We start from the raw sequence: 15,235 nt of genomic DNA on the forward strand, positions 1-15,235 counted from the left end.
ACGTTCTCAGGCTTTTTTTGGGGAAATAGCGTACTCCAGTTCCCTTTCATGCCTATTTAGCCGGTATTTCCGCTGAATAGCGTACTGTAGTTCCCTCCCTCTGTTCTTAGCGTTTTTCTTGCATATACTCGCTCATTCGTAGGATTACATCATTCTTGAAGCAGGGTTCTCTAGAAGATGAGGGAGCTGTTTCTCTAAAATCATCAAGAGGGCATGCGGGAATAGAGGAAGTGTTATTAATTCCTCATTTTCCCATATGTGCACGTTTGACTCCACGGTCTCTTGGTGGTTTACCCTCCCATGACTCAACGGGTCGCAGCCCTTACATTCCTTCGTTATACCTGTCCAAGAGGTGGAGGCCGAGATGCTCTCATTCCTAGAGGAGGCAGTTTGTCAGGGAAAGCCCACCCTCCAGATGGGCCTTACAATCCAGCCAAAAAAGGAATGGCCATGTCCGCAATTCGCCGATGTCCAGCCTCGTTCGGGTGCAGGCCATCCGAGGTAAAGCAGGGCAGCGTCAGCTTATTCAGCCCGCTTTGGGCATAGAGATTAAGAACAGGCAGCGCATAGAGCTGGCCAAGCTGGAGAGCAGCTTCGACATAGTCGAGCAAACGATGGCCTGCTGCGTTGACGGTGAAGATGTCATAGCCATCTTTATCCCGCTGCAGCGGCGTCCATAGACTAAGGCGACAGCGTGGATTAGTCGTCAGGATGTGCTCGATGAGCGAAGTATAAGCGCCATAATACGTATAGATGTCGGCTGTCCCGACTTGCCCGATGGGTTTATCCAAGCGAAAGTCATTTACGCCCGCAAAGATGGTAATGCAGTCGAGAGAGGCATCGATCGTCTTTCCCACATGTGTTGTTGCTCCGTAATCACGCTCTCCGCCCGCAGTCATCGGGCAGCCGCTTTTGCCATAATTCAGGACACGCGCAAAACCTAGAGCCTCTTGAACGAGCGGCTGATAACCTCCTGCTTCTGTGATGCTGTCACCGAGCGTTCCCCACGCTGCACCTTCCCATTTCTTTGGCATGCAAGCACGTCCTCCTTTAGTTGCACTCTTCCTCAAAGGCAATGGCTCCTGCTGCAACAACGGTCTGATCGGCCTCCTCATGGCCTGGCCGTTCGCCAAGGTAGGCGCCTTGCTCAACCAGCTTCCGCTGCAGCTCAGGGATGGACACCTCGCGGAAGCCAACGCTGCGATCGCTGGCTATCGCGGCGGCGACACCTGCTGCCTCGCCCATGGCGAAGCAGTTCGGCATTACGCGAAGCGAGCCTTGTACGGGGCGATCGGAGGATACCGAGCGTCCGGCAACGATGAGGTTTGATTTGCCTTGCGGAAGCATGCAGCGATAAGGAACGCCATGGGATTTGCCTTTTGGCAGATGCTTGATGGTCATCGTGGCCCCGGCATTAGCCAAATGGATATCAATAAAGTAGGAATTGCGTGCAATGTCATCCTCGAAGGAACGCATGGATAAGAAGTCCTCTACGACGAGCGTATAATCCCCTTGGATGCGCCGAGTTTCGCGAATCCCGATCTGGTCGCCGGAATGAACAAGGAAAATGTGTTCAAAGCCAGGGACATATTTGCGCAAGAACCGCATTTGCGTGTTAATCAGCTGTCGTCCCTCGATGGCCGCACGGGTTAAGTCCTCGGCTTTCGTCCCATCAATATCGAAGATATGTCCGAAATTAAAGCCAACGATGGAATCCGTAATCCAGGACATACCTGAGATCCGCTTGCGTCCCTCCGGCAGGTCGCCGTTCAGCTGCGCCTCCGTCACGAGCGCTTCCAGCTGAGGATGCTGTCCCGTCTCCAGAATGAACTGCTCGAATCGCTCTTTGTCAGCACCTGTCACCACGTAACACATCGTACCTGGCTGCAGCTCGCCATGCTCGCCGCCGACTTGAAAAGGCACGCCAGCCAGCGCAGCAAGATCCGCATCGCCCGATGCGTCAATATACAGCTTGGCTTGCACGACGGAGCGTCCGGATTTATTGCTGATCACAAGCCCGCTGATCTGCTCTCCGTCTAGCAGCACCTGATCAGCGACGGTATGGAACAGGATTGTGGCTCCGCTGTTCAATACTTCTTTATCGTATACGCGCTTCAGCGTTTCCACATCGATGGGCACCCAGTCCAACTGTTCTTTATAGCGGTTAAGGAAATCGTCGCCCGCTGCCAGCTTCATCTTCTCCAGCAAATCGAGGCCAATTCCGCGAATGACCGGCTTCTCGCCATCGGTATACGGGCAGAAGGCAGGAACGAGCGCTGCCGTTCCCATGCCGCCCAGATAACCGCGCTGCTCGATCAAGAGCGTGCTTGCCCCGTTGCGGGCTGCGGCGATTGCCGCTGCAATGCCTGTGGCCCCGCCGCCAACAACGACAACGTCTGGGGTGTGGCTGATCGGAAGCTTTTGAGCAGGGATGGTCATCGACTCGACGTTCGTATTGGTAGTTGCCGGCGTGTATGTCATACAGATGTTCCTCCTAAGTGGGAGACGGACTTCAGCCAACTAGGCTGCGTCTGCCTTCACGGTAGTTTTATAGTGGCTATGCTTCTCATTATAGTGTTCAGCTTCGGAGGAACTAGTTTAACTTTTGTTTAATTTAAAAATGGCCCTGTGATATGATTACGGGGAAATACCACACATTATGTTGGACACAATGGAGGTTACTTTTCATGCCAACCCGCAAAGCTGTTACCTTAAAAACGATTGCCAAAGAGCTTGGGCTGACGGTCCAAACCGTATCCAAAGCTCTGAAAGGGAAACACGGCATGTCCGAATCGACCAGGCAGCTTATTGTCCATACAGCGGAAAAGCTCGGTTACTATACCATGGATCAAATTCGCAGCCTTAGGCTGGATCATATTGCGCCTTATCCGAACGAAAGGCTGCGTTTTCTTTTGGTGCAAACGGCGGAGTCCGTTGCATATAATCGACTGCTGCTGCAAGGTTTGCAGAATCGGTTTTTCTCTTTCGGTCATCGCATCGAGCTGCTGATGCTGCCTCAGAACATAAGGGAGGAGAGGATGGCCGAGTGGCTGGAGGAGCATGGCGTCATCTACGCGGACGGCGTCTTTATTGCGCCCAGCATAGTACCTAAGGCGTGGGAGGCAGCCCTTTTTAAGCTTCAAATACCGCGCATCTTGCTCAGCTTCCCACCTCCAGGTGTGAAAATAGATAGTGTGATCTGGGATGTGTATGAAGCTACCTTTCAGTCGGTAGCTTACTTGCGAGGCCTAGGACATGAGCGGATCCTGTATGTAGGGGATATTCAAGTGCAGCGGGGGTTTATTTTGCGCTGGCAAGCCTTCTGCCATGCGATGAATTCGGAAGGGATCGCAATCGATCCTACCGAGCATTCCATCGGTCTACGAACTGATCTGGCACAGTGGCGTATTGGGCTTAAGGCTCAAATGGAGCGGTATAGGCCAAGTGCGATTATTTGCGGAATCGACCATGAGGTACAGACGGTCTACGAGCTTTGTCAGGAGCTGGAGTGGCGCGTTCCCGAAGATATTTCTTTGGTCGGATTTCTGAATGAACAGTCCGATTCGCTTCCGCTGCTCACAAGACCTCATCTGCCCATTAGCGAGACGGGGTACAGGGCTGCGGATCGCATGCTGTGGCGAATTGCCAATCCAACGCTGCCATTTGAACATATTCGCATTCAAGGCGATTTTGATGAAGGGAGTACGACTTCCGTCGCTTCCACGAACAGGGCATCCTCTATCACAAGATAAGACCAGAAATCATAAGATCCTCCTATATGCCTCGGCTTTATCCAAGCTATAATATAAAGAACTGCTGTGATAAGGGGGCCAATACGAGATGTATAAACTTGTCATTATCGACGATGAGCCGACTGTTCGCTTTGGACTGAGCAACTATTTTGATTGGCAAGCCTATGGAATTGAAGTGATTGGAGATGCGGATGACGGCGACGTTGGTTTAGAGCTGATTGAACGCGAGAAGCCGGATTTGGTATTGACCGATGTGCGTATGCCGAATATGGATGGCATTCAGATGTCGAATAAGCTGAGTGAACGATTCCCGCATATCAAAATTGTGTTTGTCAGCGGCCATGATGATGCTGAATATTTGAAATCTGCGCTGCAAGTGAAAGCGGTAGATTATTTATTCAAGCCTGTTAATTTGAGCGAGCTGGCTGTCGTTATCCAAAGAGTGGTCGATACCTTACGGACAGAGAAACAAGAGCGGAAGCTCATTGAGGATATGCAAGTGAAATTGATACAGAGCATGCCGCTGCTTAGGGAGAAATTCCTGATGTCGCTAATTCGAGAAGGAGTCCAGCATCCCGGACGGATTCAGGATCGCATTCAATTCCTCGGGCTTAAGCTTCCGCTGGAAACAGCCTATTTAGCTATTGTGATTCGTATCGATAATGCTGCTGAGGTGGCGCAAACTCGGTCAGAAAGAGATCAGCAGCTGCTCTCCTATTCTGTGATTAATATTGTGCAAGAGTTGATTGAGCGAGAGATTGGCGGCTATGCCTTCGAAAATCAAATCGGCGAATTCGTGGGCATTCTTCGAATTGTGGATGAGGACCAAGAGAGCTTGCTGTTTACTTTAGCGGAAGAAGTTCGCCAAAGTCTTTACAGCTATTTGAAAATTAGTGTGACGATCGGCGTAGGTGAGCGCGTTTCCAAGCTTGCCAGTGTACCTCAGTCGTATTCCCAAGCGAAGGAAGCAGCCGATCAGCGCTGGTTTCTCGGGAAGAATCAGATTATTTCCATGGATAATCTAGAACAGCGCGAGGACAGCATCTATCGGTTCGATGCCTCGCAGAATGAGCGAATGATATCTGCCCTGAAAGCGGCAGATATCGCCAAGGTGCGCGAGGAGCTTCACGCGATCTTTCTTGCACTCTCCCACAGCCGTGCAGACGGTATTGCTTATGGACGCAATCTAAGCTTGCAGCTGCTGCTGCTCGCAAGCCGGATTCTGTTGGAGCTTCAAGTTCATAAACAAGGTGCAGAGAATGTAGAGAACGAACTGCTCACAAAGGTATTCCAACAGGAGACCTTGGATGACTTGAGACATCTGGTTGAATACCGCTTGCTTGAGGTTTGCGGGCGCATCGGAGAGAAGCGCAGCGGCAAAGCCAAAAATGTCATAGAACGTACCCGTGCCTTAATCGATAAGCGATTTGCGGATAATCTTCAGGTCGGGGATATTGCCGCCGAAGTGTTCCTTTCCACCACCTACTTATGCCTTCTTTTCAAACAGGAGACAGGCGAAACGATCAATGAATATATGACGAAGGTGCGTGTGGATAAAGCCAAGGAGCTGCTCCAAGATCCGGGCAATAAGTTTTATGAGGTCTGTTATGCAGTGGGGTATTCCGATCCAAGCTATTTCAGCAAAATATTTAAAAAATATACCGGATTTACCCCAAGCTCATTTCGTGATCAAGTGATGTAGAGGCGGTAGGGCAAATGATGCATCGAGGCTGGACTTACGTATCCATGATTTTCAAAAGCGTTCTTGCGGCAAAACTTTGGCTGATCGCCTATGTTGTGCTGATCCTGATCCCGGCTTCCATTTTCCTGTATGCCTACTCTCAGCGATATTCGCGCATTCTGGAAGAAGAAGTGACGCGAACGATGCTTCAAACTCTGAAGCAGGCGGAAATTAATTTGAATCACCAAATCAATTCCTTGCGCGATACATCGAATGCGATATTTATGAATCCGAAGCTGGTTACCTATTTACGAACTTCGGCTTCTTATGGCGATCAATTGGATGCCTTGAATGAACTGCGTTATATGGTGGATAATGCCAGAACGAATCTGAATGTGTTCCGTGTGCGCTTATATGTCGATGACAGCAAGCTGTTCTCGCATGAGAAAGTGAATTTCTTCCCCTACGAAAGTATCAAAGCAAGTCCGTGGTACAAGGATGTGCTGAATGCCGGGGGACTTCTCGTATGGACGGGTGCCTACATGGAACATTTTATTGACATCCCGAATGAGGACCCTTATATTTTCTCAGGCCTTCGTATTTTGCGTGATCCTGACCACTATGACAATATATCTGGCATTCTATCGATTGATGTGGATGCGAGAATTCTAGAGAATATCCTCTCGAATATTAAGCTGAACAACGAGCAGCAGGTATTCTTGGTGGCTCCTGACGGAACCCTTGTCCTGCACAGCGATAAATCGTTGCTTGGAACGAAGCTGAAATCAAGTGCCGTGTTGAATACGATTGAACAAAGCAATGAAGGTGTCTCTGCCATAGAGGAGGATAACAGCCAGCAGTATGTTGTCTATACAACGATCAGCGCAACAGGGTGGAAGCTGGTAGCAGAGGTGCCGAAGAAAGGGATCAGCTCGCGCGCCGCTTCGTTAAATCAAATTTCCAGTGTGGCGACATTAACAGGGGTAACGGTTCTGTTTCTCATTCTCGTTTTTATTTTGCTGGCTTTTATTGTGCGTGGGATGAATCGTCGCGTGCAAACCGTCATTAAAGTGATTAAACGAGAGGGTATTGAGGGATTGGATGAGAGGTATGGCACGTCAGATGGGGACATCAACTTACTGGAGAAAAGCGTCGATCATCTGATTCATCGTGTCAGGAATTTAATGGAGGAGACGTACAAATCCAAGATGCAGGAGCGTGAGGCCCAGCTTCGTGCCCTTCAGGCGCAGATCAATCCTCATTTCTTGTACAACACATTAGATACGATCAACTGGATCGCTATCGGTCATAAAGCTCATGACATTAGTCAAATGATTGACGGGTTAGCCAAGTATTTCCGGCTTAGCTTGAATAAAGGCAAGGATGTCGTCACCGTTACGGATGAGCTGGAGCTGGCGAAGGTTTATCTGGAAATTCAGCAGACGCGTTTTCCCAAAAGCTTCGAGTTTGAATTTGAAACTAGCGTTGCTCATGACGATGGGGGAGCAGAAGGACAGGAGCGGTCGTTGGACTCCTTCTACATCCCCAAGCTCACACTGCAGCCCATTGTAGAAAATGCCCTTCTCCACGGCATACGGAAATCCAAAGGGAAAACCGGGAAAATTACGATTCGAGCTGTCGTCGAAGGGGATGACCTGCTGCTGTCTGTCACAGATGATGGCATTGGCATGGAGCCTGAGCTTGCCCAAAGTCTGTTAACGGAGCCTAGGCCAACGATGCGAAATGACGGTTCCGGCAGCTCTTACGGATTATATAACGTGAATGAGAGAAGCAAGCTTTTTTCAGGAGAAGCCTACGGTTTGCACATCCAATCTAGTCCCGGCGAGGGAACTACGATTACGGCGCGATTCCGCTGCCAGTCTCATGAATCAGAAGCTTAATGCAACGTCGAGTATTCCTTTTCTTATGAGGAATGCTTTTTTTTATACATAAAGACCTTACAAAAGTACCAGAAACACAAAGATCACCATCTACAGCTGCAAGACCAGTCCCCTTTATAATACGAATATACAACTTGGAGGTGAGCGTGATATGAGTGTCACAGCAGCGGAAGTGAAACAACGTGTCGCAACGGCGAAGGTCAGCAAGAATAGGTGGAAACTGTTCCGCACGAATATAGATCTCTATGTTTTGCTGATTCCCGGACTTCTGTTTTTGCTGCTATTCAAATATACGCCCATGTATGGGATCATCATTGCGTTTATGGATTTCAATATTTTCGATGGCTTCACAGGAAGCAAATGGGTAGGGTTGGCGCAATTCGCGAAATTGATTCATTCGGATGAATTTCTGCAAGTGTTCATGAACACCTTGCTGATCAGTTTGTACAAGCTCGTCTTGCTATTTCCAGTACCGATTATCATCGCGCTGCTGCTGAATGAGGTGCGCAGGAGCTGGTTTAAGCGAACGGTTCAAACGATCATTTTTTTGCCGCACTTCTTGTCATGGGTCATCATTTCGGGTTTGTTTATTACGATACTTTCCCCCAGCGGCGGCCTCGTGAACAATGTGATTCAATATTTCGGAGGCACACCGATTTCCTTTTTTCTGGATAATGACTTCTTCCGAAGTGTGATCGTCTTTACGGCTGGCTGGAAGGAATCCGGTTGGAACACCATCATTTTCATTGCAGCGATTGCCGGTATTGAGCAAGAACAGTATGAAGCGGCATCCATTGATGGAGCCGGACGTATTCGTCAGATGTTGAATATTACGCTTCCGGGTATCATCCCAACGATCATCCTGATTCTTGTCCTGCGGCTGGGATACTTGCTGGAAGCGGGAACCGAGCAAATCTTAACGATGTATAATTCCGTTGTTTATCAATCCGGTGATGTGATTGGAACTTTTGTTTACCGCCAAGGTTTGGGTCAGCAGGATTACAGCTTCAGCACGGCAGTAGGTTTATTCAATTCCGTTATCGGATTCCTCTTGATCGTGCTGGGCAACGAGCTTAGCAAAAAAGTGGTCAAGCGAAGCATTTGGTAGGAGGTGCAGCGATGAAAAAGAAAACAATTGGCGATTGGTCCATGGATGTATGTGTGTATGCGGCTTTGCTGCTATCCGGGCTGCTTACGCTGCTGCCCATGGTCAACGTCCTATCCAAAGCATTAAGTGATGAATCCGCCGTTATTTCCGGTAAGGTAGGCGTAATTCCTGTCGGATTTCAGTTAGATACGATGAAATATGTGGTGTCATCCAGCCAATTCTTGCATGCCATTTCGGTTTCTTTGCTGGTGATGATTGTGGGTACGGTGCTCGCCATCCTACTGACAGCATTGACAGCTTATCCTTTATCCAAAAGACATCTCCCCGGGATACCGTTCATCCTGCTCATGTTCATCTTCACCATGTTGTTTAACGGTGGCATTATTCCGAATTATTTGCTTATGAAAGAACTCCATCTCATTAATAATCTATGGTCCTTGATGCTGCCAGCTCTAATCAGTGTGTTCAACATGCTGGTCATCAAAAGCTATTATGAATCGTTGCCGGAAGCGCTGGAGGAGTCAGCCAAAATGGACGGCGCCCGCAACTTCACGATCCTGTTCCGCATCATTCTTCCCTTGAGCACGCCGGTGATTGCGACGATCGCGCTGTTCTATGCGGTGTATTTCTGGAATGACTATTTTCACCCGATGCTGTACATTTCCAATCCGGGCCTCAAGCCTTTGCAGCTCTATCTTCGCGATATTGTTATGGATGCAGACAGCTCTTCCGCACTGAATAAAAGCGTTGATGAAATGATGAATATATCACCGGAAGGCATTCGTTCGGCTACCGTTATTGCCTCTATAATTCCCATGCTGCTGGTATATCCGTTCCTGCAAAAGCATTTTGTCAAAGGCGTTCTGATTGGATCTGTGAAAGGCTAACGCAGCGTTAACGCCCTAGATGCTCTCATCGTAGGCTTAATGATATAGTTACATAATGACATAGGGAGGGTTTATGTATGTTGAAAAAACACAGAAAGCTGATGCTCGTCACGCTTACAGCTTGTTTATCCGCTTCATCGCTTGTCGCTTGTTCCTCGGGAGGCGCCAGCTCCGGGAGCTCATCTTCACCAGCGGCATCCACCGCTGCATCCGCAGCGCCTGCGGCAGCAGGTCCAAAGCCTGAACTGAAGTCTTTGCAGATTTGGCAAAAGGATGACTACAATACGTATCCGGTAGCCAAATTCCTGGAGCAAGCTACAGGGTACAAAGTTCAGTATGACATGCTGCCGCAGGATAAACCGCAGGATAAATTAAATATCCTGATCGCTTCCGGCGAACCCTATGATGCCATAACAACAGTAGGATCAACGGATTTCAAAGCGGTTTACTCCGATTATGCCAAAAAAGGTGCTTTGGTCGATTTGGGACCGCTTATTGATAAATTTGGACCCAACATTAAAGCGTCTGTTGACCCGGAAGCGCTGGAAGCAGCCAAAGTGGATGGGAAGCTTTATGGAATTCCAACGAAAAGTTTAAATGCGGTTTCAACCAGCTTGTTTATTCGTCAGGATTGGTTGGATAAGGTGGGCCTGAAGATGCCAACGACACTTGATGAGCTTGTGGCTGTCCTTAAAGCCTTCAAGGAGAAAGATCCAGGCGGAAACGGCGACAAGAATATCGGGCTGACCATGAGTGGAGAAGCCTCCTTCATCAGCAATATTGTAGGCGCTTTCGGCATGCCGAACTATTGGAATGATGTGAATGGCAAGCTGATCCCTCGGGTGATGGATCCGGCATTCAAGGACTATACGGCTTTCGTTGCCGATTTATTCAAACAAGGTTTGATCGATAAAGAGTTTGCAGCGAATAAGGATGCTACCGCCAAAGAGAAATTCACAAGCGGCAAAGCAGGGATCATTATGTTGAACTGGTCGGATGTTCCGGTAATCATGGATGCTTTGGTCAAAAATGTTCCAACTGCGAAAGCTGGCTTTCTGTCCGCCTTACAAGGCAAAGATGGCAAAGCGGCGTTATCCGCTGCCAGAGGTTTTGACCGCATTACGTTCATCCCGAAAGCATCCAAGCATCCGGAAGATGCGATCAAGTGGATGAACGCCAAGCTTGAGAAGGAAACCTTCAAAAAGATGGCGATCGGCGAGGAAAATAAGCATTATACGTTCAAAGACGGCACGTATACGCCGATTCAGCCGATCTTTACGGAAGAGCGTAACCAAGCGAACAACTTCTTGATGGGTACGGATGACAAAAATTATCCGACGTACTGGCAGGCCCGTGTTCGCAAGGATATGCGTTTGTTCGATGGGTGGAACCTAATGAACGGATTGGCACCGGCGTCGACGAAAGTCGTCGATCAATTAGGCTATGCGCCGTATATGGCCGTTTTCTCGAAAAACTTCCTGCAATTGAATACGATGTCAAGCGATTATACAACGAAGCTGATTTTCGGGGCTGAGCCGATGAGCGGTATTGATGCGTTCATTACAAAATTCAAAGCATCAGGTGGAGACGCAAGCTTCACAGAAGTGAATGACTGGTATGCAACCGTGAAGAAATAACAGAATTGATATCACCAGATTATGATAAAGCCCAACCTCTCCAGCGGCTGCTGAAGGGGTTGGGCTAAGGTCATTGCGACTGTACATCGAAGTCGCGCTCTAGAAGCACACGTTCCCCCACCTTGAAAACAGCCTTCAAGTGGTTCACTCCTGGCTTCAACTGCTTATTTAAGGAAATATCGTTAAGTACGGTGGCGTAGTTCAAGTAATAGAGCCTCTTATTGGAGGCAACCACTGGTTCGGAGGATGTCCCCGGCAAATCAGATGAATTCCGATCGTAGACGTACAGTTTTAAGCTATTTCTTACTTCATATGGTGCTAATCTTTCATTATCATAGCTAAGGACGGAAAGATGTAAGCTATTGCCTTCCGCCGCAGCAGGCGGATTGAAGGCCTCGAACGTATATTGAACCTCGCTCAAGATGACTTCGCTGTGGTTCGGCTGGATCTGTGTGGTGGCGCCGAGCAATGTTCTCATATCTTCGATGCCCAGATTGGGCACACCGTTAGCTGAGGAGCTTGTTGGAGCAGTGGATAGCGGCAGCTTTCGCGGGTTTCCACCCTGCCAGAACAGAACCGCTTCTTGTTCGCCGGGCTTTATTTGGAAAGAGTAGCCTAAACCATCGTCGAATGTCCATTTGTTATCCTGACTCGGACCCGTTAGGACGTAATGATACATTTTCGCTAGAAAGGAGGAATCGAGATATAACTGTCCGTCTAAATCGTACCCTACTTTGGTGTTACCGAATGTAAGGTTATTGTCATTCAGGTATAAAGCTCCCTTACTGCTTATATCACCGATGATAGGCTTATCCAGCTCTCTGCCGGCTGGATGAATGCGATCCAACTGAGGATTCAGTGTAATCCACGCATTGCCAAGGAATGTAGATATTTGAAACCACTGAATGCCGTCTGAATTGGTCCAAGATGCAAGCGGATGTAAGGATTGGGGGCCTAGGATACCGTTGTTCAAAAGGATATTTTCATCCGGATAGCGAAGCAGTCCCGTCGTGGTCGAACGCAATTCAATGGTTGCACTTTCAGGCTTGGCATCTTCGGGATCCGCGAACCTTGGATTAAACCAGCCCTCGCCTTCGTTTGCCTTTACATGATACCAAACGTTATTCGCCCTGTTGAACTGATATTGTTGAATCTCCTCGAATACTTTGAGCGTCTGGGGTGCAATTAGGATCGGTTCCTGAGCATACTCGGAAGGGGCAGAAAATAAGGGAGCTGGCAAATGACGTTGGATCGTATCATCCTTGTCTATCACAAGCTGACCGGAGTAGGGAGTCCATTGCAGCCCTTTATCCGTATGAATCTGGTAGATGCTGCCTGCCGGAGAGCGGAATTCCCCTGCTTCGCTTAGAATCTGATTTTCAATGTAAGATGCATATTGTTCTGATGAAGGATAGTTCATAAAGGGTAAGTCGCTGACTTCCACGTGCGGGTAGTATTTTCTCTTGTTTGCCGCTTGGTAGGAACCGATTTTCTTGACAGGCAAATGAATCCACTGATCGCCCAACCAGCTTGTCTGTATCTTCAACCATTTATCTTTGCTTTCCTTATAAGAAGGACTATAAAACCATTGCTTTTCAGCTCCTACAATAACAACCTCCTGCGGAGACAATACAGCCGAAGAGGGGGTATTGTCTTTAGGGTTTGCATAGATCGGCGTTTTCTCCAGAAGCGTGATGGAGGGAGGAGGAGGCACATCGATCGATTGTGGATATGTTTTCACCCACCTATCACCGTTGCTGGTATGAATTTTCCACCAACTTGGATTGGTTGCCCAGCCTGATTCGGCTTCTACAACTTCAACCACCTGAGGAGAGAACGAGCCTTCGGCTTTATTTTTCAAGGCATTGGGAATCACATAATAGGGCGTATCTTCCAGCAGCGTCAAACTCTTGGGAATATGAATCCCGTCTGCGGCTTCCGTAGGAGTATCTTCATATTCAGAAGCTGCTGCTTGATGAAGAGCTGCTGTTGTCGCCATACTTATTCCCAATAAGAGCGTTAACGCTAGTTTTGTTCGGATCACAGCGGAGTCTCCTTCTCTATTACTTTTTTTCACTATTTTACCATATAAAATGCGTTATACTAGAAAAAGCTGCCAGCTGGCAGCTTTTCTTTTATGTTTCTGTCATCGTGCCACCGTTTACATGCAGCACTTGACCAGTCACATAGCCGGAGTCGTCCGATGCCAAATAGACATAGGTTGGAGCCAACTCGAAGGGTTGGCCTGCACGGCGCATCGGTGTGTCAACACCGAAGGTTTTGATATATTCGGCCGGGTAGCTGGCTGGTTGAAGCGGAGTCCAGATGGGGCCGGGAGCAACGGCGTTCACTCGGATACCATGCTGGACCAATTGCAGGGACAATGATCTCGTAAAGGAAACGATAGCTCCTTTGGATGAGGAGTAATCAAGCAGGAGCGGTGCTCCGGCATAAGCGGTAACTGAAGTTGTGCTGATGATTGAGCTTCCTGGCTTCAAGTGCTTCAATGCTTCTTGGGTGAGGAAGAAATTCGGAAAGATGTTCGTTCGGAACGTATCCTCCAGCTGCTGACGTGTTATATGGGTAATATTCGGCTGAGGAAATTGCACGCCTTGGTTAATGACCAAGATATCCAATCGGCCGAAGTGCTCGACTGTTCGGCAGACGGCTTCCCGGCACCAAGCTTCTTCGCGCAGATCACCCGGCAAAAGCAAGCAGCGCCGGCCATATTTCTCCACCATGCGGGAAGTCTGCGCGGCATCCTCGTGTTCATCGAAATAAGGAATGGCCACATCTGCGCCTTCCTTGGCGAAGGCAATGGCCACTGCGCGGCCAATCCCGCTGTCTCCCCCTGTAATAATGGCTACTTTATTCAAGAGCTTGCCGCTTCCGACATAAGACGGGTTATCCGAGATCGGCAGCGGATCCATCACATATTCAAAGCCTGGCTGGCGGTCTTGATGCTGCGGAGGAAAAGATAGGGGAGTAAGCTCGCATTTTTTTTCTTCACCATAATAAGGGTATATGGGGTACATAAAGGTTATCCTCCTGTTATTGCGTACTCATAGGCAGGATATTCACCTAGTTACAGAAGAGTTACCAAAAGATGGGGATGAAGAAAATGAAAAATGCGCTGCTTAAATTTACATTATTCATCTTATATCTTGCTGCTTTATTGAAGCTGTTAGACGCTTTTCAAGGCCAATTGCTTGTACAAGCGCTATTACTTATTGTTCTTTCTTTTGTCTACGCAATAATTGAAGCCAAACTTATTTATTACTTTGATAAAATCATACAGCAAATAGGAAGAAGGAAACGGTAGAGTCCTATTTTAAGCAACAAGTAAAAAGAAGCCCCCGCCAGGGAAATCACAAGGCTATGCCGAAATGAATCCCATGTTGATTGCCGAAAATACGGGAAGTCGGGTATATCTGCTTTGGAGCCGTTGGATTTGGGGCAATTGTCAATATTATATCCGAACCAGTACGGACGATGGTGTTACGTGGGGAACAGCCCAGGACATCACTTTGGTGCTTGCTTCCTACAAGACATCAACCAGTGTTAATTATTTTGCTAACCTAGCGGGAGCGGGAATGGGGCCAGGGCATGGGATTCAAATGAGCAATGGTGTATTGCTCGTTCCGATTTATTTGACTACGGCCAATTGGACGAATTCAACGGTAGCTTCGATTTACAGCGCAGATGGCGGTGTGACCTGGAATGCCGGCTCGAAAGTGCCGAATCCTTCAGGCTTCTCATTGATTCACGAGAATATGATGGTACAGCTGTCCAATGGCAAAATAATGACGAATATGAGGAATCCCGGCAGTGATTACAGGGCGATATCCACGTCCACAGGTGTCAATGGCCTTTGGAGCACGCCAGTATCCGATACAACCTTGATTGATCCTGTCGTGCAAGGAAGCATTCAGAGATATGATGCCTCGACCATTCTGTTCACGAACCCGGCGAATATCAGCACCAGAACGAATGTGACCATAAGAATGAGCAATGATGATGCGACTACTTGGTATAAGTCCAAAGAGATTTATGCTGGTACCAATGGCTACTCAGATATCGGCGTAGCGCCGGATAAAACGATTTTTGTATGTTATGAAAAGCCCGCAGGGAGTAAGATCTCGCTTGCGCGGATGAGTAAAGCATGGATTGAAGCTCCGTAAGAGACGAATCAGATTAAGACTGTCAGCCTTCGCTTATGCGATAAGGTGGCGGTCTTTTTTTTGCGTGTCTCTATCGCCGATGGGATTT

At 48.3% G+C, this 15,235-nt stretch carries 11 protein-coding genes and 1 pseudogene; 8 read left to right on the forward strand and 4 right to left on the reverse strand.

Going from position 1 to position 15,235, the window contains the following annotated elements:
* Positions 1-422 precede the first annotated feature (422 nt).
* A complete protein-coding gene (locus BC351_RS33930) occupies positions 423-1,034 on the reverse strand; it encodes an SGNH/GDSL hydrolase family protein (RefSeq protein ID WP_158082321.1) in 612 nt (203 codons plus the stop codon).
* 16 nt (positions 1,035-1,050) lie between these two features.
* Complete coding sequence (locus tag BC351_RS33935) at positions 1,051-2,481, reverse strand: FAD-dependent oxidoreductase (protein WP_208629885.1); 1,431 nt, start codon at positions 2,479-2,481, stop codon at positions 1,051-1,053.
* A gap of 206 nt (positions 2,482-2,687) precedes the next feature.
* On the opposite strand from BC351_RS33935, the gene BC351_RS33940 reads away from it, so the two are divergent.
* The 6 genes from BC351_RS33940 to BC351_RS33965 all read left to right on the forward strand — a co-directional run bounded on the left by BC351_RS33940 (position 2,688) and on the right by BC351_RS33965 (position 10,966).
* The gene (locus BC351_RS33940) at positions 2,688-3,752 is read left to right on the forward strand and encodes a LacI family DNA-binding transcriptional regulator (RefSeq protein WP_158082322.1); all 1,065 of its coding nucleotides are present in this window, start codon (positions 2,688-2,690) and stop codon (positions 3,750-3,752) included.
* Between the two features lie 88 nt (positions 3,753-3,840).
* Positions 3,841-5,454 carry a response regulator gene (locus BC351_RS33945; RefSeq protein ID WP_079419444.1) on the forward strand — a complete coding sequence of 538 codons (1,614 nt, stop codon included), beginning with the start codon at positions 3,841-3,843 and terminating at the stop codon, positions 5,452-5,454.
* 14 nt (positions 5,455-5,468) lie between these two features.
* A complete protein-coding gene (locus tag BC351_RS33950; protein ID WP_079419446.1) occupies positions 5,469-7,334 on the forward strand; it encodes a cache domain-containing sensor histidine kinase in 1,866 nt (621 codons plus the stop codon).
* A 151-nt stretch (positions 7,335-7,485) separates the two neighbouring features.
* Positions 7,486-8,442, forward strand: coding sequence for an ABC transporter permease (locus tag BC351_RS33955; protein WP_079419448.1), 957 nt, complete (start codon positions 7,486-7,488; stop codon positions 8,440-8,442).
* An 11-nt stretch (positions 8,443-8,453) separates the two neighbouring features.
* Entirely contained in the window at positions 8,454-9,329 is an 876-nt protein-coding gene (locus BC351_RS33960; protein ID WP_079419450.1) for a carbohydrate ABC transporter permease, read from the forward strand.
* 77 nt (positions 9,330-9,406) lie between these two features.
* Positions 9,407-10,966 carry an extracellular solute-binding protein gene (locus BC351_RS33965; RefSeq protein ID WP_244209265.1) on the forward strand — a complete coding sequence of 520 codons (1,560 nt, stop codon included), beginning with the start codon at positions 9,407-9,409 and terminating at the stop codon, positions 10,964-10,966.
* Positions 10,967-11,036: 70 nt separating this feature from the next.
* On the opposite strand, the gene BC351_RS33970 is transcribed toward BC351_RS33965, so the two are convergent.
* Together BC351_RS33970 and BC351_RS33975 are read right to left on the reverse strand one after the other, a co-directional pair.
* Positions 11,037-13,010: a hypothetical protein gene (locus BC351_RS33970; RefSeq protein ID WP_244209266.1), complete on the reverse strand. Its 1,974-nt coding sequence runs from the start codon at positions 13,008-13,010 to the stop codon at positions 11,037-11,039.
* Positions 13,011-13,101: 91 nt separating this feature from the next.
* Positions 13,102-14,001 carry an SDR family oxidoreductase gene (locus BC351_RS33975; RefSeq protein ID WP_079419452.1) on the reverse strand — a complete coding sequence of 300 codons (900 nt, stop codon included), beginning with the start codon at positions 13,999-14,001 and terminating at the stop codon, positions 13,102-13,104.
* A gap of 71 nt (positions 14,002-14,072) precedes the next feature.
* On the opposite strand from BC351_RS33975, the gene BC351_RS33980 reads away from it, so the two are divergent.
* A complete protein-coding gene (locus BC351_RS33980; protein WP_079419454.1) occupies positions 14,073-14,288 on the forward strand; it encodes a hypothetical protein in 216 nt (71 codons plus the stop codon).
* Between the two features lie 58 nt (positions 14,289-14,346).
* A pseudogene (locus tag BC351_RS33985) lies at positions 14,347-15,147 on the forward strand (exo-alpha-sialidase); the annotation flags it as partial.
* Positions 15,148-15,235: the final 88 nt, after the last annotated feature.

Origin of the sequence: Paenibacillus ferrarius, assembly GCF_002027705.1 — a bacterium.
Lineage (GTDB): Bacteria > Bacillota > Bacilli > Paenibacillales > NBRC-103111 > Paenibacillus_E > Paenibacillus_E ferrarius.